At 59.6% G+C, this 21,445-nt stretch carries 17 protein-coding genes; 10 read left to right on the top strand and 7 right to left on the bottom strand.

The genetic code is table 11. From position 1 onward, the window contains the following. The first annotated feature begins 2 nt into the window (after positions 1-2). The 4 genes from ABIE13_RS05805 (at position 3) to mobA (ending at position 4,148) form a co-directional block, all read left to right on the top strand. Positions 3-668 carry a DUF3306 domain-containing protein gene (locus ABIE13_RS05805; RefSeq protein WP_354441953.1) on the top strand — a complete coding sequence of 222 codons (666 nt, stop codon included), beginning with the start codon at positions 3-5 and terminating at the stop codon, positions 666-668. Continuing rightward, entirely contained in the window at positions 580-2,751 is a 2,172-nt protein-coding gene (locus ABIE13_RS05800; RefSeq protein WP_354441951.1) for a 4Fe-4S binding protein, read from the top strand. Before ABIE13_RS05805 ends, ABIE13_RS05800 begins: the two co-directional genes overlap by 89 nt. After that, positions 2,748-3,368, top strand: coding sequence for a TorD/DmsD family molecular chaperone (locus ABIE13_RS05795; RefSeq protein ID WP_354441949.1), 621 nt, complete (start codon positions 2,748-2,750; stop codon positions 3,366-3,368). The genes ABIE13_RS05800 and ABIE13_RS05795 overlap by 4 nt, the downstream gene beginning before the upstream one ends. Before the next feature lie 183 nt (positions 3,369-3,551). Beyond that, positions 3,552-4,148 carry a molybdenum cofactor guanylyltransferase MobA gene (mobA, locus tag ABIE13_RS05790; RefSeq protein ID WP_354442358.1) on the top strand — a complete coding sequence of 199 codons (597 nt, stop codon included), beginning with the start codon at positions 3,552-3,554 and terminating at the stop codon, positions 4,146-4,148. A gap of 530 nt (positions 4,149-4,678) precedes the next feature. On the opposite strand, the gene ABIE13_RS05785 is transcribed toward mobA, so the two are convergent. The 5 genes from ABIE13_RS05785 to ABIE13_RS05765 all read right to left on the bottom strand — a co-directional run bounded on the left by ABIE13_RS05785 (position 4,679) and on the right by ABIE13_RS05765 (position 11,937). Continuing rightward, positions 4,679-5,800: a substrate-binding domain-containing protein gene (locus tag ABIE13_RS05785; RefSeq protein ID WP_354441947.1), complete on the bottom strand. Its 1,122-nt coding sequence runs from the start codon at positions 5,798-5,800 to the stop codon at positions 4,679-4,681. Between the two features lie 568 nt (positions 5,801-6,368). After that, entirely contained in the window at positions 6,369-7,199 is an 831-nt protein-coding gene (locus ABIE13_RS05780) for a substrate-binding domain-containing protein (protein ID WP_354441945.1), read from the bottom strand. Between the two features lie 455 nt (positions 7,200-7,654). Next, positions 7,655-9,571, bottom strand: a complete 1,917-nt coding sequence (locus ABIE13_RS05775) for a molybdopterin biosynthesis protein (protein WP_354441943.1) — start codon at positions 9,569-9,571, stop codon at positions 7,655-7,657. Continuing rightward, positions 9,562-10,821, bottom strand: a complete 1,260-nt coding sequence (locus tag ABIE13_RS05770) for a molybdopterin molybdotransferase MoeA (protein WP_354441941.1) — start codon at positions 10,819-10,821, stop codon at positions 9,562-9,564. Before ABIE13_RS05770 ends, ABIE13_RS05775 begins: the two co-directional genes overlap by 10 nt. 192 nt (positions 10,822-11,013) lie before the next feature. Then, the gene (locus ABIE13_RS05765) at positions 11,014-11,937 is read right to left on the bottom strand and encodes a LysR family transcriptional regulator (RefSeq protein ID WP_354441940.1); all 924 of its coding nucleotides are present in this window, start codon (positions 11,935-11,937) and stop codon (positions 11,014-11,016) included. A gap of 66 nt (positions 11,938-12,003) precedes the next feature. On the opposite strand from ABIE13_RS05765, the gene ABIE13_RS05760 reads away from it, so the two are divergent. Next, a complete protein-coding gene (locus ABIE13_RS05760; protein WP_354441938.1) occupies positions 12,004-12,612 on the top strand; it encodes a LysE family transporter in 609 nt (202 codons plus the stop codon). Between the two features lie 67 nt (positions 12,613-12,679). Here ABIE13_RS05760 and ABIE13_RS05755 read toward each other — a convergent pair whose 3' ends face one another. Next, positions 12,680-13,582, bottom strand: coding sequence for a LysR family transcriptional regulator (locus tag ABIE13_RS05755; RefSeq protein WP_354441936.1), 903 nt, complete (start codon positions 13,580-13,582; stop codon positions 12,680-12,682). A gap of 126 nt (positions 13,583-13,708) precedes the next feature. Between ABIE13_RS05755 and ABIE13_RS05750 the strand changes: the two genes are divergently transcribed. The 5 genes from ABIE13_RS05750 (at position 13,709) to ABIE13_RS05730 (ending at position 19,935) form a co-directional block, all read left to right on the top strand. Beyond that, positions 13,709-15,232: a CoA-acylating methylmalonate-semialdehyde dehydrogenase gene (locus ABIE13_RS05750; RefSeq protein WP_354441934.1), complete on the top strand. Its 1,524-nt coding sequence runs from the start codon at positions 13,709-13,711 to the stop codon at positions 15,230-15,232. Between the two features lie 8 nt (positions 15,233-15,240). Next, a complete protein-coding gene (locus tag ABIE13_RS05745; RefSeq protein ID WP_354441932.1) occupies positions 15,241-16,401 on the top strand; it encodes an acyl-CoA dehydrogenase family protein in 1,161 nt (386 codons plus the stop codon). Positions 16,402-16,611: 210 nt separating this feature from the next. After that, positions 16,612-17,706, top strand: a complete 1,095-nt coding sequence (locus ABIE13_RS05740) for an enoyl-CoA hydratase/isomerase family protein (RefSeq protein ID WP_354441930.1) — start codon at positions 16,612-16,614, stop codon at positions 17,704-17,706. Positions 17,707-17,883: 177 nt separating this feature from the next. Beyond that, a complete protein-coding gene (mmsB, locus tag ABIE13_RS05735; RefSeq protein WP_354441928.1) occupies positions 17,884-18,792 on the top strand; it encodes a 3-hydroxyisobutyrate dehydrogenase in 909 nt (302 codons plus the stop codon). A 150-nt stretch (positions 18,793-18,942) separates the two neighbouring features. Further along, positions 18,943-19,935: a Bug family tripartite tricarboxylate transporter substrate binding protein gene (locus tag ABIE13_RS05730; RefSeq protein WP_354441926.1), complete on the top strand. Its 993-nt coding sequence runs from the start codon at positions 18,943-18,945 to the stop codon at positions 19,933-19,935. Between the two features lie 248 nt (positions 19,936-20,183). Here the strand turns inward: ABIE13_RS05730 and ABIE13_RS05725 are convergent, their stop codons facing one another. After that, positions 20,184-21,344 (bottom strand): isochorismate synthase, encoded by a 1,161-nt coding sequence (locus ABIE13_RS05725; protein WP_354441924.1) that lies wholly within the window; start codon positions 21,342-21,344, stop codon positions 20,184-20,186. Positions 21,345-21,445: the final 101 nt, after the last annotated feature.

Here is a 21,445-nt window from a genome sequence, read left to right as displayed (position 1 = left end):
CCATGACAGACAACGACGGCTTTTTCTCGCGTTGGTCCCAGCGCAAAGTGCGGGCCCGGCAAAGCGACGCGGCTGCCACAGAGGACTTATCGGACGTAGCGGTTCCCGATTCGGCGGCACTGCCTGCGACCCTGCCTGAAGAGCTTGGGCTAAACGCTGGTTCTCCCGGAAACGATGAACAGCCCGCCTCGCCGACTCTGGATGACGTGGCGGCACTCACCCAAGAGTCTGATTTCACGCGCTTTGTGACGCCAGGTGTCAGCGGTGAGGTGCGCAATGCGGCGCTCAAGAAACTCTTTGCCGATCCCCACTTCAATGTGATGGATGGGCTGGACACCTACATCGAAGACTACAACACGCCTGATCCGCTGCCGGCCGCGATGCTCAAGAAAATGGCACAAAGCGCCTACCTGGGCCTGGTTGAGCCAGACGAGACCTCCAGCGAGGCCATCGCGCAGGAAGCTTTGCTCAGTGCGACGGATCCCCAAGAAGATATTTCCCATGAATGCGCTGCCGGCAATGTACCGGCTGCCATTTCACCCGCCGCAGATCCCGATGCGGCCGCGTTGAAAGCCCACGATGAAGACCCTGATATGCGATTGCAATCGCACCATGACCCTGGACCGCCCGGCGCTGGCCCGGGCGCTGGAGGCAACGCCCAAGGCTAACGCCGACGGTATTGCTGACGTTCACTCCGTGCTCTGCCGGCGTGAAGCGCCAGCGTTTCAGCGCGCTGCCAAATCGGGCGAAGAACTGCTGGTGGCCTGTACGCAGGAGAGCCGACTGTTTCAGGAACTGGCCGAGCAGACCGAGGGCGCTCCCGGTCTTGCAGAGCGTCCCATCCGTTTCGTCAATATCCGGGAAACCGGGGGCTGGTCGCGTGACGGCTCAGCCGCCACCGCGAAGCTGGCTGCATTGATCGCTGCGGCGCAGTTGCCCCCGCCCGAACCTGTTCCCACCGTGAGCTATCGCTCGGTAGGGCGCTGCCTTGTGATTGGATCAGGCCCTCGCGCAGAGGCTGCCGCGGCCATGTTGGACGGCAAGCTTGATGTGACGCTGTTGGTCGAGGGCGGTGAGTTGCCGCAACAGCATGAGCGCGTGGTCATGCGCGGGCACCTGACTGGTTTGAAAGGGTGGCTGGGCGCTTTTGAAGCGTCCTGGGAAAGCTCTAATCCCATAGATCTGGATTTGTGCACGCGGTGCAATGCCTGTATTGCGGCGTGTCCTGAAGGCGCCATCGACTTTGGCTATCAGGTGGATCTGGCGCGCTGCACTTCGCACCGGGATTGTGTGGACGTGTGTCAGGCTGCCGGTGCCATCGATTTCAATCGAAGTGCGCGCGCCGAAGAAGGGCGCTTCGATATGGTGCTGGATTTGCAGGCTGTGCCGGCATTCACCATGCACGAACCACCGCAAGGCTACTTTCATGCGGCGAGCGACGATGAGCTCATTCGCGTGGCCATGGAGCTGCGCGAGATGGTGGGCGAGTTCGAAAAACCCAAGTACTTTCATTACGAGCAGAGGCTTTGTGCGCACAGCCGCAACCAGCAAATAGGTTGCTCAGCGTGCATTGATGTGTGTTCCACACAGGCCATTCGCTCGGACGCTTCGCTCAAAGGCAAGACCGCTGGTCGTGTTCGAGGCTTGGCCGCGCCCTTGACTGCCGGTATTGTCGTGGAACCCCATCTTTGCATGGGCTGCGGCGCCTGCAGCACGGTGTGTCCCACCGGTGCATTGAGTTTTGCATATCCTGGCCCTGTGGATTTGGGCAGGCGCATTCACACCATGCTGAGTGCCTATTCCGCAGGGGGTGGGCGCCACGCGGCCTTGCTGCTCCATAGCCAGAAAGAAGGCACGGAGCGCATCAATGAACTTGGCCGTTTAGCGAGTGCAGGGCGTGCCCACGGCGTGCCTGCACGTGTGTTGCCGCTGGCCTTGTGGCACAACGCCAGCGTGGGTCTGGACGTGTGGCTGGCGGCCTTTGCGCAAGGGGCCAATCAGGTTTGGGTGCTGGTAGGCGATACCGAAGCTCCGCAATATCTGCAGGCATTGAACGAGCAGATGGCCCAGGCGCAGGCTATTGTGAGCGGCCTGGGTTTTGCGGGTGAGCATTTCAGGTTGATCACAGCCTCCACGGTCCCTACGCTGGATGCTGCTCTGCAAGCAGCTCCCGCCCAAGGCGTGCCCAAGCCTGCTCCGTTCAACATCCTTTCAGACAAACGGGCTACGCTGGAGATGGCCTTATCGCATTTGCTCTCTCAGTTGCCCACCAAGGCGGTAGCGCCCGATGTCATCGCACTTCCCAGAGCCGGTGCGCTCTTTGGCAGTCTGAAGGTAGATGCGAACAAATGCACCTTGTGTCTGTCTTGCGTAGGTGCATGTCCTTCCAATGCGCTTGCAGACAATGCAGATCAACCGCAGATCAAGTTCATAGAAAAAAACTGTGTGCAGTGCGGCCTGTGCGAAACCACTTGCCCCGAAAACGCGATTGAGCTGGAACCGCGCCTTTTGCTGGCCGATGGTGGCCGCACGCGGCTTCAATCCCGCGTTCTGCATGAAGCGCAGCCCTTTCACTGCGTGCGCTGCGCCAAACCATTTGGGACGCGAATGGGTATCGAAAACATGATTGCCAAACTGGCGGGTCACGCCGCGTTTCAGGGCGCGGCTGCGTCGCGGCTCAAGATGTGCTCGGACTGCCGTGTCATAGACATGTATTCCAATTCCAACGAACAACGCATCACCGAACTGTGACTAACACCTCCATCAGCACTGAGCCTTTCAGCGAAGAAATCGCCCGCGCCGAACTTTATGGGCTGCTTGCCCGCCTGTGGTTTGCTCCGCCTGATGAGGCCCTGTTCAAGCAATTCAGCGTTGCAGTGACGCAGGCACCGGAAGCGGGCGGCTATCTCGAGGCGCCCTGGCAGGCGCTGGTGGCCGGTATGCGAGAAACGACAGTGGAATCCGCCTCGCAAGAGTTTGCGGCGTTGTTCCAGAGCGTTGGTAAGCCAGAAGTGTTTCCGTACGGATCGTATTTTCTTGCGGGGTTCATGAACGAAAAACCCTTGGCACAACTGCGTACGGATTTGGCTGCGCTAGGTTTGACAAGAGACGACGCGCAGTTCGAGACAGAGGACCATATTGCCTATGTATTTGAAGTCATGCGTTATCTGATTGCCGGGGACGATGCCGGGGTAAGCAACCTGGAGCAGCAGCGGCGTTTTTTCCGCAACCACGTGCAGACCTGGGTAGAGCAATTGTGCGATGCTGTCGATGAGCAGCCCGCTGCGCAACTGTGGCGCGCCGTTGCGGGAATGACGCGGGCTTTCGTGGTGGTGGAGGCGCAGGCTTTTGACTTGCTGGAAGCCTGAGAAGGTGTGAACGAATCCCTCATACCCGCCTTGACCGGCAAAAACCACCCGCTCCGCGTAACAAATGCTCGCCGTAGCACGAGCTACGTCTGCGCTTTGCGCCTTGATCGGGCGGCTTTTGACGGCCCTTTCGAGCACGCCGGATTCATTCACACCTTCTGAGGAGACGACATGAGTGGCAACATCATTCGCAAAGAAGATATCACCGGCCTGGTGCTGGCCGGCGGCCGGGGTAGCCGCATGGGCGGAGTGGACAAGGGCTTGCAAAACCACCGCGGAGTGCCTTTGGCGTTGCATGCCCTGTTGCGCCTGCAGCCGCAGGTGGGTGCCAGCATGATCAGCGCCAACCGCAACCTCTCGGCTTATGAAGCCATGGCACCGGTTTGGCCTGATTCGATAGAAGGTTACGCTGGCCCGCTGGCTGGTCTGCTGACGGGAATGGAGCGCGCCGAAACACCATGGCTGGTCACTGTGCCATGCGACACACCGGAGTTTCCCTCAGATTTTGTCGAGCGTTTGGCCGCGGCGGCTTCGACCCAGGGTGCGGACATTGCGATGGTGTCTACGCTGGAAGAAGGCGAAGTGCGACGGCAGCCGGTGTTTTGCCTGCTGCGAACCGATTTGATGGACAGTCTGGTGGCCTATCTGCATTCAGGCGAGCGCAAATTCGACAAGTGGACTGCACAGCATCGCGTGATTGAAGTGCCGTTTGAAGAAGCTGATGCGTTCTTCAACGCCAACACCAAGGAAGAACTTCAGCAGTTGCAGAAGCTGAAGTGAATCCGTTCGAGCTGAGGTTCTATGATTTTGGTCAAGTAGAAAGTGGCATTTGAACTACCTAAAACCGTTCGGGCTGAGCCTGTTGAAGCCTCGCGCAACGCAGGCTCAGCGCGAACGGATTGGCGTGGGCCCCAACTCTTTGCAAAAACAGATGCTGTTCATTGAGCTTGTCGAAACCCTGTGCTAGGGCGTGTCATCAATTAAACCCCCCACGCGCTGATTCGCCCTGAGGATGGATACGCGAAGGCAGGCGCAGGCCGTAGTGATCTACGGCCTGGGCTGGCGACAAAGTAGACGCCGCAGGGCGAGCCAGCCCGAAGGGTTGCCAAGCCAGGGGGCGCCATGCGTTGTTGTGGCTCGCTTGTGTACGCTAGTACACGGCGCTCGCCCCGCCTAGCCTGGCACCCCCTGGCTTGGCAACGCGTGGGGGGTTTAATTGATGACACGCCCTAGGCCAGGACAGCCGAAGCTCCGAACGGTTGAGTTCTACAAAGCTCAGCTCAATCGCAGTTCAAGCCCCAAAGGCTACTTCAATCAGACTTTGGGTTTTTATAGCGCCACCATGGCAGCGCCTGGGTCAGAGACAGCACCTCACCCGGTCTATTCACCCCATAGCCGGGCAGTTTTAGAAGCGCCTCGGCCCAAGCGGGAGACGCGAGCCGCGCGCGCAGAGCACGCAGCGGCGGGGTTTCCAGATCTTCTTTCAGACACAGCAGGTAGTAGTTCTCGTCCACCAAGGGTGAGAATGCAAGGCCAGCTTCCATGGCGGCGGCCTCAATCCCAATGCCCACGTCGCCCGCCCCGGAGGCGATGCTGGACGCAACGGCCACATGGGTGTCTTCCATATGCGTGTTGTACCCAGGCACGTGTTCTGGCGATACCTCGCTTTGCGCCAGCAGGTGATCGGTCAGCAAACGTGTGCCGGAGGAAGGCTGGCGCGACACAAAACGCCAATTGCCCGAGCGCAGTGCGCTGATGCTGTCGGGCCGCGTTTCACCCATGCGCCATATCCAACCCTGTCGTCGCCAGTGGCTGCCGATCAGCTTATGTGTGCCGGGTTGCAGCAGTGGACGCAGCGCCTTGGCCATCAAACTCGTGGATTGGGCGTTTTGCGCCACATGAAAGCCTGCCACGCGGCAGCGCCCGTCATTGAGTGCACGCAGCGCCTCCTGGCTGCCAGCAAAGCGCAGGCCAATGTGCAGGCCGTCGCATTCCTCTGCCAGGGCTTGCAAACGGGGCAGGCCCAGATCGTGGCTGGCGAAGATTTCAAGCACCTGCAGGCTTGCGTCGTCGGCCAACGCAAATACCCGGGCCAGCTCGGCGCGCAAGGCTTCAACGTGCGGCGTCATGCGCACGCGGGCCTGGCGCTCGGCCCACATCAGCCGCTGGGCAAATGGCGTCAGCCGCGCACGCTTGCCTTGTTCCCACTGCACCAGCGGTGAGCCGAGGACCGATTCCCAATGTTTCAGTGAACTCCACGCGTGGCGATACGAGCCGTTTTGCGCACGGGCCGCAGCGCTGATGGAACCATGGGTTTCCAGCGCGGAAAGCAGATCGAACAGCGGATTTTCGATATCCGCGCCGAGCTGGCTTGCCGGCTTGGTGGACTCGAAGGTGTAGCGAAGATGAATGCCGCGGCGGGAGGATGACATGGGGGAGGGGGGCTGAATTCTTCGAAGTGTCTCACGGGTAGAGAAACTCCGAACGCTTGCGCTACTCGTGGGTGGGTGAAGGCGCTTTTTAGCGCATTCCATTCAAGGTGGTAAATCTCTGCTTACTCAACAAGGCAAGTCGAAAAATTCGAAGGCCGAGCGAAGCAATGGCCCGAGTCAGGCTCCCACCCCCTTTGGCCGTGCCGAGGAGCGCAGGGCCAGGGGCGGGCAAGAGCACTGCAAGATGCTCTTGCTTCGTGATCTAGCTTGCGGCAGCTGTTTGAACGTAGAGAGCGAAGCGAACGAAGAGAGTTCTGCCGCACCGCCCCTGGACCGAGCACCGGAGGTTGCCCGTAGCGAAGCGCAGGGTCACGGACTTGGGGCCGCCTTTTCTTGCGCCAGGTTCTTTTGGCGGAGCAAAAGAAGGTGGCTGCGCTGCCGGGCGCACTCCCCGGCCTCCGACCTCGATAGAAAAGCAGAAGGCAATTAGTAACTATAGCGATTCAATCAACCGCCGCTTGCCCTCACCCCTGCCCTCTCCCACAAGCGGGAGAGGGAGTTACGCCACCTACTTATTAGCGTTAGGGAAGAACAATTGCTCCCCACCGATTTTGTAGGAAGCAATAGCTTCTTGCCCCTTGGGCGACACCACCCAGTCAGAGAACACTTGTGCAAAATCCTTCTTGGTGTGAGGGTGCTTGGCCGGGTTCACCACGATCACGCCGTATTGGTTGAACAGTTGCTTGTCGCCTTCCACCAGCACGGCCAGATCACCGCGATTCTTGAAATTAAGCCAGGTGCCACGATCGGTGAGCACGTAGGCATTGGTAGAAGAGCCAATGTTCAATGCCTGGCCCATGCCGCACCCACACTCCTTGTAGCCGGCGGGCTTGTTGGCACCCAAATCAACACCTGCGAGCTTCCATTGCCGCAGTTCGGCAGAGTGGGTGCCGCTCTTGTCGCCGCGGGAAACAAAAGATGCGTTCTTCTCAACGATGCCTTTCAGCGCGCTGGCAATATTGTTGCCGCGCACACCAGCCGGATCAGCCTTGGGACCAACCAGGATAAAGTCGTTGTACATCACCGCCTTGCGTTCCAGACCAAAGCCTTCAGCCACGAACTTTTCTTCTGCCGGTTGGTCGTGCACGAACAAAACGTCCGCGTCACCCCGGCGGGCCATGTCCAGCGCTTGTCCTGTGCCCACAGCTACCACGCGCACGTTGATGCCTGAAGCTTGTGTGAACTGCGGCAGCAGTTGCTTGAACAGGCCTGATTGCTCGGTGGAAGTGGTGGAAGCCATCACGATGAACTTGTCTTGTGCCTGCGCGACCGGAGCGAGAAGCGAAGCTGCAACCAGCGCGGGCAGGGCGAGAAGATAAAAGCGTTTTTGAACGGCCATCGTCGTGGGTATTCCGTAGAGTTATGGGATCGCCTTAATTCTGTAGGAATCACCACGGATGCACCATATGACCTGGTGAGCATAAGTTGATCGCGGTGCTCGCCATCTCATGCAAAAAACGGTGAAGGCCACCGGGGTATTTCTCGATATACAGGGGTGTGCGAAAAATGCAGATGCCGAGCAGGAGCTCGACAGCCCCAGGAGGAAAGTCGGCACCTCATTAGGTATTCCTGGATGCGCCAATGCTATTAAAAAAATAGCAAGATCGTGCGATATGGGCTGTTAAGCTGGGACCGCCGAGCTCCTGCTCGGCATGCGGCGTGTGCGGAGACCTCCACATCTGGAAGGAGCTCGGCGGCCTCAGCGGACAAGGCGGGGGCTGGCCATCCGGGGGCCGGCCAACCGGGGGCCGGCCTCCCGGAGAGCGGCCTGGGTGCTAAGACCAGGCCAAAGGGTCAGTCGACCCGAAAGCCCAGGTTACGCAGCGCCTCACGTGCCGATGAAGACTGAAGCAATGCAATGAAGGCTTTGACGGGCGCGCGCTCCAGTCGCGCCTTGGGTATGACAAAGTCGTAGCGTTCTTCCTGCACAGGAATGAACGCCAGACCATACTGCCTTGCCACGGTGTCGATGGCAAGGCCCCAGTCCGCGCGCTCCTGTGCGACTGCCACGGCCACTGCGTTGTGCGATTTGGTTTGCACGCCGTAACCCGCAGGTTTGGCTCCAGCGAGTAGCCTGTCGATAAGAATGCGCGTGCCGCTACCCGCATTGCGGTTCACCATCGTGCAGGTCGGATCTGCCAAGGCCACTGCCATGGCATCGGCTGCCGTACGTCCTTCAAATCGTGCATCACCAGGGCGGTAGACAATGCCCTGCATGCGGCCATAGCCGGTGATCAGCTCCAGTGCCGGTGTAAGCAGCGGAAGGTTGTATTCCCCGGTGGCGGGGTCCATCAGATGAATGCCCGCGGCATCACACTCACCGCGCTTGGCGGCCATCAGCCCACCTGTGCTGCCCACGCTCATGGATTTGATCCGTATGCCCTGACGCATCAGCTCCCCGCTGAGCCAGTCCAGGCCCACGCAGTGGCTTCCAATGAGAATCAGGTCGGCGGGCTCCAGCGCCTGGCCAAGCAGTTGAACCTGCACCGGCGTACCCGCTTCCACGATTTCAGTGTGCTGCCCAATGGTGATAAAACCATCCGCACTGCTGAATGTGGTGACTGAACCCGAACCCTTGCCCATCGGATAGGCAGACATGCCGTCGTCGGTGGGTACCAGGCCGACCAGCAGGTATTCGGTGCGTCCGCGCTCGGAGTTGATGCGCATCGGCAGTGTGGCGGCCACCTGTTTGCGCTGCTCCGGCGGCAGTCCTGCAAATGCGCGAATGACGGGCGCAAGAAACTCATGAAACGTAAAAACCGCCGAAGTAGGAAAGCCCGGCAGAATGACCACTGGTTTGCCGCCAGTGACCGCCAGGCACACAGGTTTACCTGGCTTGAGTGCAACGCCATGGGCCACGATGCCGGGGTCTCCAAGCGCTGCGACAACGCGGTAGGAAAGGTCGCCTTCGCCTTTGGATGTGCCCCCTGAAAACACCACTGCATCGCAATCCAGGCCTTTTCGAAGCGCGGCAGAAAGCGCTGCTTCGTCATCAGGTATGACGCCCAGGCGCACCGGCTCGCCGCCCAGTTCCTGTACAGCGGCACTGATGATGGCCGCGTTGGAGTCATACACCGCTCCGGTGGGCAGTGGCGCACCTGGCGCCACGATTTCATTGCCGGTCGAGAAGATCGCCACGCGTGGCTTGCGATGAACCGAAACCTCTGCCATGCCCAATGCGGCCAGCACGCCAATTTCTCGCGAACTCAAAGCTTGGCCAGCGCGCAAAACGGTTTCCCCGCGCGCAATATCGGTGCCGGCGTAGCTCACATTCTCGCCAGCAGTAGCTGCTCTGCGGATATGCACCTGGCCCGCATCAGCATCGGTGTACTCGACCATCACGACCGCGTCGGCACCGCGGGGCAGCATGCCGCCGGTCGCAATGGAAGTAGCGACTCCGTTAATGACCTCGCGCTGAGGGACGATGCCTGGCGCCAGAGACTCATCGGTCAGTGACAGCGTCCGCACGTCTTCTTCCATCGCGCCCCACGTGGCTTCGGCCTGCACCGCAAACCCGTCGACGTTGGATCGGTCAAAGCCGGGGACATCGATCTCAGCCCGCACATCATCCGCAAGGACTCGACCCAATGCTGCATGCAGGGCAATGGTCTCTGCTCCCAGCGGAACAAGCGCCAGATGCTCACGGAAGCGGCGCTCGGCCTCGTCCCTGGTGACGACCTGGAGGAATTGCGATTGAGCTTTCACGGGCATTCGTAGAGATAGACAGTCACTTCCGAGCCAGAGCCAAAGCCCTCGCTTTCTGCGGGTGCCACCACAAAACCATCGGCCCGCGTGGTGGTGCTCAGCATGGACGCACCGGAAAGCGCGAGCGGTTCCACGCCTTCTGCCCCCAGTTTGACCCGCACATAGTCCACACGCCCCACTTGCGAGACGATCTTGCGCGCGACGATGGCGCGTTGTGCGCGGTAAGGCCATTCAGTGGGCCGGCCGCCCAATCGGCGAATGGCGCGACCGGCAAAAAAGTCATATGCGCACAGGCAAGACACGGGATTGCCCGGCAGCAGAAATACCAGTGCCTGGCCGATGCGCCCCATTCCCGCGGGGCTGGATGGCCGCATGGCCACACCATGTATGGCAAGTTCCCCCACCTTTTCAAGCAAGCGCGGAGCGTGGTCTTCGGCACCCACGCTGGAGCCACCAGAGATAAGGATGACATCGGCCCCTGGCGCTGCCAGCGCCTGCTCGATGATCTGTGGGTCGTCTCCCAATCTCAGGTGCGACTCAAGCACTGCACCATCGCGTTCCAGCAGGCCGCGCAAGGTCATTGAGTTGGCATCGTAGATTTCGTAGGCGCTCTTGGCCGTGCCAGGCGCTCGTACTTCGTTGCCAGTAACAAGCAAACGCACGCGCGGCTGCTGCACCACTTGCAATTGCGAGAGGCCGAGTGAGGCCACCAGGCCTACGTCCTGCGGGCGCAGGCGGCGGCCAGCGGCCAGTACGCTGCTGCCACGCGCAATGTCTTCGCCGACGTGGCCCACATGCTGCCCAGGTGAGACTGCTTGCGTGATGGCGATTCGGCCATCTTGCTCGGTGGCGTATTCCGCAGGCACCACCGCGTCCGGCCCATTCGGTACGGGGGCTCCCGTCATGATGCGAATGGCGGAGCCCACAGGCACCTGGCCTTCAAACGGCCTGCCGGGCCAGGCATGGCCTACTACGGGAAATTCCAGGGGGTTGTAGTCTCCAGCGCCGGCCGTGTCATTCCCACGCAGCGCGTAGCCGTCCATGGCAGCGCGATCGAACTCAGGCACGGCGATGGGGGCGATCACTTCATCGGACAGAACCCTTGCACTGGCTTGTTCAAGCGCGATTGTCTCGCCGGGCAAAGGCACTGTTGTGCTGGCGTCAATCCAGGCCAGCGCGGAGTGAACTTCGGTGCGATGGGTGAACCCGCGCATACGCACATCGTTCAAGGTTTTTGTGTCAGACGCGCGCATCATGATAAGTATATAGGTGCCCAGAATCTGCTTGGGCTGAGTAAGGTGTAGAAGATTCCCATATGTTCGACGTACCCGTAACCCGGCTACGCTTGCGCTTCGGGCCTGGATCGCGTGGTTTTTTTGACGGCCCTTTGGGGTATGGGGGCATTCGCATCCGCTTCAACATGCGCGGCAGAAACAGGTGGCTTTCGGTTACGCGGATGCCCGAAGCCAAGTTAGCAAATCCGCTTGCGGGGTGCCGGCTTGCAACGGCTGCGGCGATAGCAGGCAATAGTGCGAGCCATCATTGATGAAGCCCATCGGCGCGACCAGGACGCCGCTGTCCAGTGCATCGCACACCAGATGCCAAGGGCCGATCGCCACCCCCAGCCCTGCCACGGCAGCTTGCAAGCTGAAGTAAAAATGCTCGAAGGTTTGTCCTTGCGCTTCTGAAGCGGGCTGACCTGCGGCAGATGCCCATTCCTGCCATGCGCCCATCCTTGTTCGCGTGTGCAGGCGCGGTGCGGTGACCTTTAACGCCGCGTGGTTCTTTTTCGTAGTGAACCAGGGTTCCACTTTGTCGGGGCGACAGACCGGGCCGACCTTTTCCTCGAAAATCTGCTCGACATGGCAGTCCTTTGGCCAGAGAAAATCGTCGCGACGGATGGCCAAGTCGATGCCGCTGGCAAACGAGAACGGACCTCCGCCTGCGACCAGATGCACCTCAAACCCGGGATGCCGGGCCTGAAAGTCCGGCCAGCGCGGGATTAGCCAGCGCATAAGCAGAGTTGGTTCACAGGACAACACCCACCGATGTGCCTGGCGGGCACTGGCGCGCAATTCGCCAACGGCTTGGCGCATCAACTGCAGGCCACTGTTCACCGCCCGCAACAAGGTTCGCCCGGAATCGGTCAAGAACACTCGGCGGCTACGCCGCTCGAATAACGCTACGCCGAGATCATCTTCAAGCAGGCGTACGGCTCGACTGATCGCACCATGGGTGAGGTGCAGCTCATCGGCTGCACGGCTGAAATTCTCCTGACGGGCCGCCGCTTCGAAGCAGCGCAGGGCCAGCAGCGAAGGCAATCGTGAGTTGCTTAATGGTGAGTTTGACTCACCATTTTTGTCAGAAAACATCGTTATTCAATCCAGCTTATTTTTCATAACATAGCCTGAATTTATTGATTTTCCAATGGATACGCCATGACAGAAATGATAGCTGTAATCACAATAACCTTGTTGGCTGTTATCAGTCCAGGGCCGGATTTTGCGATGGTGACCCGCAACAGCCTGATGCTTTCTCGCCGTGCTGGGGTACTGACGGCATTGGGTATTGGCCTTGGCGTGCTCTTTCACGTCACCTATACCCTTGTCGGCGTTGGTTTGCTAATCCAGCAGTCCCTTTGGATGTTCAACGCCCTTAAATGGGTAGGAGCCTTCTACCTTGTATATCTCGGTGTGAAAATGCTGCGTGCCAAATCTGGCGGCGCGCTTGCAGAAAACGCAGTGGCGCCACTGTCGGATGGGGCAGCGCTGCGCACTGGATTTTTGGCTAATGTACTGAACCCAAAGACCACGGTGTTCATCGTCAGTCTGTTCGTGCAGGTGATAGGGCCAGAAACGCCGTTGGCAGTGCAAATTGGCTATGGAATTTTTATCTCTGTCGCACACATGGCATGGTTCGGCTTGGTCGCGTTGAGCTTTTCTGCTGGGGCCGTGCGCGATCAATTGCTGGCTGTGCGTCACTGGATCGACCGCTTTTTTGGCGTAATGCTCGTTGGATTGGGGGTTTTACTGGCGCAAGCTCGCTGAGCATCGTCCTCGAAAGAGCATCGCGACTCACCCTCGGTTGCCTATTCGAAGTTCAATGAGGTTTTTACTATCCCATCTTGCCGGTTCCCAACAACAGGGACTGCTCAGCGCCGATTACGTCTCTCAAATAGTCCCAGGTTATGCGTATGCGGGGCACTTGTTTGACTTCTTCAGGCATGGACATCCAGAACGATCGTTGGAACCGAACTTCCTTCTCAAGCACAGGTACCAGGCGTGGCTCCTGGTCAGCCAGGAAGGCTGGCAGAACGCAAAGTCCGCCACCCGCAGCGGCTGCGTTCAACTGGGCCATGACGCTTGTGCTTCGCAGGGTGAAACGCTCAGGAGGATCAATCTCGTTCACAAACTGCAATTGTTTGCTAAAGAGCAGGTCGTCTACATAGCCAATCAGGCTGTGCTGCTTCAAGTCTTGAAGCGAGCGCAGAGGTGGTCCATTGGACAGGTACTTCTTTGCGCCGTAGAGAAGCAGCACGTAATCGCACAATTTCGTCACCACGAACCTGCCGCGCTGGGGGCGCTCGAGCGAGATCACGATGTCGGCCTCCCGTCGCGAAATACTTACCACGGCAGACACCGCCACGAGGTCTATGGTCAGGCGTGGGTGAGCCGCGGCAAACGAAGCGAGGTAAGGCGCCAGCACGGCGGAGCCAAAACCTTCGGTGGCGCCAATGCGCACCACCCCGCCGAGTTCGTTGGCCGGTTGTTCAGTGTGTCCCTGGACTCTGGAAGCGGCCGCCTCCATGGCTTCGGCATCGGACAGCAAAAGCCGCCCCTCTTCTGTCAGTTCCATGCCCGAGGAGGTGCGCACAAAAAGCGTGGTCCGCAGTTTTGTCTCCAGCGCTTGTACCCTGCGCGACACCGTGGTGTGGTCTACATCCAGACGCCGGGCCGCGGCTGTGAGCTTGCCGGTCCGTGCAAGCTCCAGAAAGTAACGCAAAAGGTCCCAATCCATGCTGTTTGACCGCCCTTTGGAGTGCTGTGCAAATTTGCAAGGCCAATTTCAATTTGGACTATTGTGCATTATCTTTTGCAAGCCTAAGATCAGCCGCATCCGACATCATCGTTAAGGTTCCTTCTCATGTCATCTTCTTCCGCCAAGACTTCGAGCATCCCTACAGTGAAACTGCTGATCGATGGGAAGTTTGTAGATTCAACCACCACCGAATGGCGCGACGTGGTGAACCCGGCCACCCAGGAAGTCCTGGCCCGCGTTCCTTTCGCCACTCAGGATGAAATCAATGCGGCGGTGGCTGCTGGCAAGAAGGCCTTCAAGACCTGGCGCAAAACACCTATCGGCACGCGCGCTCGCATCTTCCTGAAGTACCAGCAACTCATCCGCGAGAACATGGGTGAGCTGGCTGCACTGTTGACGGCTGAACAAGGCAAGACCCTGCCGGATGCCGAAGGTGATGTCTTTCGTGGCCTGGAGGTCGTGGAGCACGCTGCGGGCATTGGCAACCTTCAATTGGGTGAACTCGCCAACAACGTGGCTACCGGCGTGGATACCTACACCTTGCTGCAACCATTGGGCGTTTGCGCAGGTATTACACCGTTCAACTTCCCCGCGATGATCCCGCTGTGGATGTTCCCCATGGCCATCGTGACCGGCAACACCTTTGTGTTGAAGCCCTCCGAGCAAGACCCTATGGTCACCATGCGCCTGTGCGAGCTGGCCCTGGAAGCTGGCATTCCTGCCGGTGTGCTGAACGTGGTGCACGGAGGTGAGGGTGCGGTGAATGCCATCTGCGATCACGCGGACATCAAGGCGATCAGCTTCGTGGGCTCCACCAAGGTGGGTACGCACGTTTACAACCGCGCCAGCCTGGCAGGCAAACGCGTGCAGTGCATGATGGGCGCCAAGAACCACGCCATCGTGCTGCCAGACGCCAATAAAGAGCAAACTCTCAATGCGTTGGCTGGTGCATCTTTCGGCGCCGCCGGCCAACGCTGTATGGCTGTGAGCACCGCCGTGCTGGTGGGCGACGCGCAAAAATGGATTCCTGAGTTGGTGGCCAAAGCTAAAACGCTCAAGGTCAATGCCGGTACAGAAAAAGGCACCGACGTCGGCCCCGTAATTTCGTGCGCCGCCAAGGACCGGGTCGAAAGCCTGATCGAGCGTGGCGTGAAAGAAGGCGCCAAGCTGGAGCTGGACGGCCGCAATCCACAAGTGAGTGGCTTTGAGAAGGGCAACTTCGTTGGCCCAACGATCTTCTCTGGCGTCAAGCCCGGCATGTCTATCTACGACCAGGAAATCTTTGGCCCGGTTCTTTGCCTGGCAGCCGCCAATGATCTGACCGAAGCCATCGAGTTCATCAACGCCAACCCCAATGGCAACGGCACAGCGATCTTCACGCAATCGGGCGCCGCTGCGCGCCAATTCCAGGAAGACATCGACGTTGGTCAAGTGGGCATCAACGTGCCAATTCCAGTGCCAGTGCCCATGTTCTCCTTCACTGGTTCACGCGCGTCCAAGCTCGGCGATCTGGGCCCGTACGGCAAGCAAGTTGTTTTGTTCTACACCCAGACCAAGACCGTCACCGCGCGCTGGTTTGATGACAGCACGACAGCTCAAGGCGTCAATACCACTATCAGCCTGCGCTGAGCACGGGCATGGACTTCGAGCTCTCAGAAGACCAGCGCGCCTTCGCCGATACTGCGCGCCAGTTTGCACAAGCTGAGTTGGCGCCTCACGCGGCGGAGTGGGACGCACAATCCATTTTCCCGCGAGAGGCCATTGCCAAGGCGGGCGAACTGGGTTTTTGCGGTCTCTATGCACCCGAGAACGCCGGTGGCCTGGCGCTGCCTCGTCTTGATGCCACTTTGGTGTTTGAAGAAATGGCCGCGGTGGACCCTTCCACCACGGCCTTCATCACCATCCACAACATGGCGACCTGGATGCTCGGCACCTGGGCGACGGATGCAGTGCGGGAGCATTGGGGCCCGCAGCTGGTTTCCGGCCAGAAGCTTGCCAGCTATTGCCTGACCGAGCCCGGTGCCGGCTCGGATGCGGCGTCGCTCAAGACCCGGGCTGAACGCGAAGGCGATTCCTATTTCATCAGCGGAAGCAAGGCCTTCATCAGCGGTGCAGGCGCCACAGATGTCCTGATCCTGATGGCCCGTACAGGTGGTGGCGGCGCAGGCGGCATCAGTGCCTTCGTGGTGCCAGCGGATCTGCCTGGCATTCATTACGGCAAAAAAGAAGAAAAGATGGGCTGGAACAGCCAGCCTACACGCCAGATCAGCTTCGATCGCGTGCGCGTGCCGGTGGATCATCTGCTGGGCAACGAAGGCGATGGCTTCAAGATCGCCATGAAAGGCCTGGACGGCGGACGCATCAATATTGCCACTTGTTCCGTAGGTGCAGCGCAGGGCGCATTGCGCCACGCGCAGCGCTATATGCTGGAGCGCCAGCAGTTCGGCAAACCGCTGGCCAGCTTTCAGGCGCTGCAATTCAAGCTGGCCGACATGGCCACTGAACTGGTCGCTGCGCGGCAAATGGTGCGCCTGGCGGCCTCCAAGCTGGATGCTGGAGCCCACGAAGCCAGTACCTATTGCGCCATGGCCAAGCGGTTCGCGACAGATGCGGGGTTCAATGTGGTCAACGATGCGCTGCAACTGCACGGCGGTTACGGCTACATTCGCGAATATCCGCTGGAGCGGCTGCTGCGCGACACGCGAGTCCACCAGATACTGGAAGGCACGAACGAAATCATGCGTACCATCATTGCTCGCCGCTTGCTCCAAGGTGATTCGCTGGAGAGCTTGCAGTAAAGGCTGCGCCTTTCAAGGCCAGCGAACAATCGGTATGCGTGAACTACTCCGGTGCGCGCAATCCCCAATTGAAGAATGTTTGACACCAACTAAACCGTTCACGCTGAGTTTGTCCTGAGCATGTCGAAGGGTCGAAGCGCCACGCGAGGCTTCGACAGACTCAGCCCGAACGGTGTTTATCGGTTAAACGCGACTCGGAATGAAAGACTAATGAGCGACCAAACGACGACTTCTCCTGTCCTCTTCGAAACCATCCAGACCGCCAGCGGCCACCGCTTCGGTCGTGCCACCCTGAATGTGCCTGCGAGCTTGAATGCGCTTTCGCTGGAGATGGTGGACCTTCTGAATCCGCAACTGGCTGCCTGGGCGGCGGATCCTCAAATTGCCGCCGTCATATTGGATGCCGCTGGCGACAAGGCATTTTGCGCAGGGGGCGACGTGGTCGGTCTCGTCAAGGCCATTCGGGCACTACCTCCGGGCCAGGTCCCGCCGGAAGCGCCTGCATTTTTTGAACGTGAATACCAGCTCGATTACCTGATTCACACCTATCCCAAACCGTTCGTCTGCTGGGGCCACGGTATTGTGATGGGCGGTGGCATCGGACTGATGGCGGGGGCCTCTCATCGTGTGGCCACGCCCAAGACGCGCATGGCGATGCCGGAGATCAACATTGGTCTGTACCCTGATGTCGGTGGTAGCTGGTTGCTGTCTCGACTGCCGGGCAAAAGCGGCGAGTTTCTGGCTTTGACGGCAGCCTCCATCAACGCGGCGGACGCCTTGTTTGCTGGCTTGGCAGATTTCCTGGTGCCGCATGAGCAGCATGGCGCGCTGTTGCAGTCCGTTGCCAATGCTTCCTGGCAAGGCGAAAAGGAATCCGATGGGGCGCAGTTGTCTCATTTGCTGGAGCAGCTAGGGCAGGGCACTCCGGTACCGCATTCGCCGCTGCGTACGCACCTGGATCGCATCAACGCCGTGATCGGCCATGACCGCCTGCAAGATATGGCACCGCGCCTGAGCGCGCTGGCTCAAGACGAAGACCCTTGGTTGGCACAGGCCGGCAGCACGTTTCTTAAAGGCTCGCCCACGTCCGCTGCCTTGGGTTTGGAGCTGCAACGGCGTGCGAAGCACATGTCTTTGGCGGAAGTTTTTCAGATGGAACTGAAAGCTTCTGTGGGCTGCTGCGCTCATCCGGATTTTCCGGAAGGTGTGCGCGCGCTGCTGATCGATAAAGACAAGAGCCCGCGCTGGACTCCAGCGACTCTGGCGGAAGTGACGCCGGAGTGGATAGAAGCGCATTTGAAGTGATTTGATGCGAGCGCTCTCTCGCTGGCGTTGGAAGCGCGAGAGAACACAGCGTTTCTTGGAAATAGTAGAGACTTTTTTCGTGTGGCGGCGTAACGCGCAAGCGCGCCCTCACCCCGGCCCTCTCCCGCTTGCGGGAGAGGGGGTAAGACATTACGCAACCTGACGGAGACTGAAAACATGAGTACATCTGAACGCGTGGCCTTTATAGGCTTGGGCAATATGGGCGGCCCCATGGCCGTCAACCTGCAAAAGGCGGGCTACGCTGTGTCTGCCTTTGATCTGAGCGCCGATGCGCTTGCCAAAGTGCGAGAGCAGGGTGTCACTGCAGCCACCTCGGCGAGTGCGGCCATTGAAGGCGCTCAGATTGTCATTTCCATGTTGCCGGCCAGCCGGCATGTAGAGGCTCTGTATCTGGGTGAAGGCGGCCTGATGGGAAGTCTGCCTGCAGGCACTCTGGTCATTGATTGCAGCACCATCGCGCCAGCGTCGGCGCAGAAGGTGGCCGCTGCCGCCAAGGCACGTGGCGTGGCGATGATCGATGCCCCTGTGTCTGGTGGAGTCGCTGGCGCTGCCGCTGGCACGCTGACTTTCATCGTGGGCGGAGATGGGGCGGCGCTGGAGCGCGCACGCCCGTTGCTGCAGGCCATGGGCAAGAACATTTTCCACATGGGTGAAGCCGGCGCCGGCCAGGTTGCCAAGCTTTGCAACAACATGGCCTTGGGCGTGATCATGGCGGTCACAGGCGAGGCCATTGCGCTTGGCGTGGCGCACGGGCTGGATCCCAAGGCGCTGTCTCAAATGATGGCGGTCAGCACCAGCCGCAGCTGGGCCACCGAAGTGTGCAACCCCTGGCCAGGCGTGCTGGAAAACGCGCCTTCTTCGCGCGGTTACGCGGGTGGCTTCGGCAATGATCTCATGCTCAAGGATCTTGGCCTGGCCGTCGAGGCGGCCATGGGCATAGGCGCGACCATTCCGTTGGGTGAGATGGCACGCAATCTTTACGCCATGAACAAGCAGGCGGGGCGCGGCGCTCTGGATTTCTCCAGTGTCGTCAAGCTCGTGGCGGCCGACGGCCCCAAAAGCTGAACCGGACACAATGAGCTGGCAGGCCACTGCTTGAGGCCTGTCATGGTCATCCGATGGAGGGTCGCGACGGATAGTTGGCGCCTGAGTGGAATCTCCTAGCTGCTAAACTGGTGCGGTACTTCCCGAGTCAACTTTCCTCATCACATACGCATGAAACTCAACACGAGACAAGTGGTTCTGGGCGGCCTGGCCGCATTGCTTTCTTCAGGGCTGCTCACACCCGCACTTGCTCAAGAGGCCGCCTGGCCAGCCAAGCAACCGCTGACGCTCATCGTGCCTTTCGGTGCCGGCTCCAGCCCAGATACCATGGCGCGCGTGGTGGCCGAAGAAGCGGGTAAGGCGCTCAAGCAAACCATCGTTATCCAGAACAGGCCAGGAGCCAGCGGTAATCTGGGAACAGACCAGATCGCCAAAGCCAAGCCTGATGGCTATACGTTCGGCGTGTCTATCACTGGCCCACTGGTGAACAACACGGTCATCTACAAAAACCTTCCCTACAACCCGGTCACGGACATCACGCCGCTGACACTCGCGGTGCATCAGTTCAATGTGCTGGTGGTCCCTGCCAATTCGCCTGTGAAGAGCCTGGCGGATCTGGTGGCGGAAATGAAAAAACCCGGTGCGAAGCTCAACTTCCCCAGCACGGGTGCGGGCACGGTTTCGCATCTGGCTGTAGAGCTGCTGCTGGACCGGGTTGGTGGCAAAGCACTGCACGTGCCTTACAAGTCTTCCCCTGATGCAGTGACGTCATTGCTCAGCGGAGACACCAGTTTCGCCGCGCTGCCTCCTGTGGCTGTGATGCCCATGATCCGCGACGGCCGCCTACGCCCCATCGCTGCGGTGGCCGGCAAGCGCCTGAGTTTCCTGCCTGATGTGGCTACCACGGCTGAACTGGGCTACCCAGGCGTGGAAGGCTCAGGCTGGATCGGCTTTGTGGCGCCGGCTGGTTTACCTGCCGATGTAAAGACCAAGCTCAACGCTGCGCTCACTAAAGCGCTGGCTTCGCCAGAAGTCGGTCAACGCCTGAACACCATGTACATGGAAGCAGCGCCCATGACACCGGACGAGTTCGGCAAGTACATGCGCGAGGAGCTGCAGCGCTGGTCGCCTCTGATCAAGCGATTGAATCTCTCTGAAGGCTGATCCGATTTCTCAAAACAAACAAGGCCCGCAAAAGCGGGCCTTGTTTGTTTGGGGAAGCAGTCAGGTGAGCCTTATACCGAGTAACGTTTACTTGATAAACACCCTTCAGGCTGAGCTTTTCCTGTCCCGGGTTTTAAGGTTTCGGTCAAGCACTAAAACCGTTCGGGCTGAGCTTGTCGAAGCCTTGCGCAACGCCGCTTCGACAGGCTCAGCGCGAACGGATTTTTGTTCTTGCAATGAAGTTGGTGTCAAGCAATAGCCCGCATGAAGGTTTCCATCTTGGTGGCTGTCTCACGAATCTCGCTTTCAGGATCTGATCCGGCCACAGTGCCCGCACCAGCGTAGAGGCGCAAGGTGCGATCCCCATCGTAGCGAGCGCAGCGCAGGGTCAAAGCCCATTCGCCATCGCCACTTTCGCGCTGCCAGCCCACCAGCCCGGCGAAGTATTCGCGCTCAAAGGGTTCCAGTTCCTTGATGTGCTGGAATGCAGTCGCTGTCGGGAATCCGCAGATGGCGGGCGTGGGGTGCAGCGCGCATGCCAGGTCCAAGGCGGTGGTTTCCGGATTCTTCAGGCGCCCCGTGATGAAAGTGGAAAGGTGCCAAAGCGCGTCCGTGCCAATCACTGAAGGGCCGTCCGGCACTTCAAGCTCATCGCAGTGCTCCTTCAGGATGCGCACGATATCTCGCACCACATAGCCGTGTTCGCGCAAATCCTTCTCAGAAATAGCCAAGCCTTCCTTGCGGGACTTGTCTTCTGCGGGGTCTGCATGGCGCGGAATGGAGCCTGCCAGTGGATTGATGAACACCTGATCGCCTTCGCGGCGCACCAGCAATTCAGGACTGGCGCCCAGCATGACAGCGGCTGGCACATCGCCGCAAGCTTCGTCTGACCAGATGGGCAATGCAAACGTGTATCCGTGCGCGTTGCGGCGCAGCAGATCGAGCATGAGGTATTCGTAATTGACGGGGGCGTCCAGTTCCACATCCATCGCGCGCGAAAGCACGATCTTGCTGACGCCGCCAGCCTCGTATAAATCCAGCGCCTTGCGCACCATATCGCCGTAGACCTCAGGCGCCGGAACGGGAGTGCGCTTCACAACAGAAGGCTTGCGCCCGTTGGGCTGAGCGCTTGTGCGCACACCGTGAATGGAAGGCGTGAAGGCTACCTGAGATGGAATAGTGAAGCTGGCCTTGAGTGAGGGATCAAAAGGAACCAGGCCGAACATCACAGGCTCTGCATGGCCCTGCGAACGCGCTTGCTCAAAGAGGCTCTTGATGGCAGCCGCGCTGGCGGGCACATGGCTGCGCACCGCTCCTTGCAATCCTCGCGAACGCCACTGAAGAGAGGGCGACGCGAAGAACACGTCGCCATTTTTCATTCCATCTACCAGCCAAGAGCTTTGGGTCACTTCATTTTCCTTCGCCTGCACCATGTCAGCTTTTACTCCATCACCATGATCTGGGCCGGGGACCTCGAAAACTCACAGGGCTCCCGACCATTGAAGAGACG

Source organism: Ottowia thiooxydans, from assembly GCF_040548795.1.
In the GTDB taxonomy this organism is placed as follows: Bacteria; Pseudomonadota; Gammaproteobacteria; order Burkholderiales; family Burkholderiaceae_C; genus Ottowia; species Ottowia thiooxydans_A.
This window is presented reverse-complemented; position numbering and strand designations above follow the sequence as displayed.

Bases quoted from the DNA above. Each gene is read 5' to 3' on its own strand.
- ABIE13_RS05805 (WP_354441953.1), top strand. From the start codon at position 3: ATGACAGACAACGACGGCTTTTTCTCGCGTTGGTCCCAGCGCAAAGTG.
- ABIE13_RS05800 (WP_354441951.1), top strand. From the start codon at position 580: ATGAAGACCCTGATATGCGATTGCAATCGCACCATGACCCTGGACCGC.
- ABIE13_RS05785 (WP_354441947.1), bottom strand. From the start codon at position 5,800: ATGTCATCCTCCCGCCGCGGCATTCATCTTCGCTACACCTTCGAGTCC.
- ABIE13_RS05780 (WP_354441945.1), bottom strand. From the start codon at position 7,199: ATGGCCGTTCAAAAACGCTTTTATCTTCTCGCCCTGCCCGCGCTGGTT.
- ABIE13_RS05775 (WP_354441943.1), bottom strand. From the start codon at position 9,571: ATGCCCGTGAAAGCTCAATCGCAATTCCTCCAGGTCGTCACCAGGGAC.
- ABIE13_RS05770 (WP_354441941.1), bottom strand. From the start codon at position 10,821: ATGATGCGCGCGTCTGACACAAAAACCTTGAACGATGTGCGTATGCGC.
- ABIE13_RS05765 (WP_354441940.1), bottom strand. From the start codon at position 11,937: ATGTTTTCTGACAAAAATGGTGAGTCAAACTCACCATTAAGCAACTCA.
- ABIE13_RS05760 (WP_354441938.1), top strand. From the start codon at position 12,004: ATGACAGAAATGATAGCTGTAATCACAATAACCTTGTTGGCTGTTATC.
- ABIE13_RS05755 (WP_354441936.1), bottom strand. From the start codon at position 13,582: ATGGATTGGGACCTTTTGCGTTACTTTCTGGAGCTTGCACGGACCGGC.
- ABIE13_RS05750 (WP_354441934.1), top strand. From the start codon at position 13,709: ATGTCATCTTCTTCCGCCAAGACTTCGAGCATCCCTACAGTGAAACTG.
- ABIE13_RS05745 (WP_354441932.1), top strand. From the start codon at position 15,241: ATGGACTTCGAGCTCTCAGAAGACCAGCGCGCCTTCGCCGATACTGCG.
- ABIE13_RS05740 (WP_354441930.1), top strand. From the start codon at position 16,612: ATGAGCGACCAAACGACGACTTCTCCTGTCCTCTTCGAAACCATCCAG.
- mmsB (WP_354441928.1), top strand. From the start codon at position 17,884: ATGAGTACATCTGAACGCGTGGCCTTTATAGGCTTGGGCAATATGGGC.
- ABIE13_RS05730 (WP_354441926.1), top strand. From the start codon at position 18,943: ATGAAACTCAACACGAGACAAGTGGTTCTGGGCGGCCTGGCCGCATTG.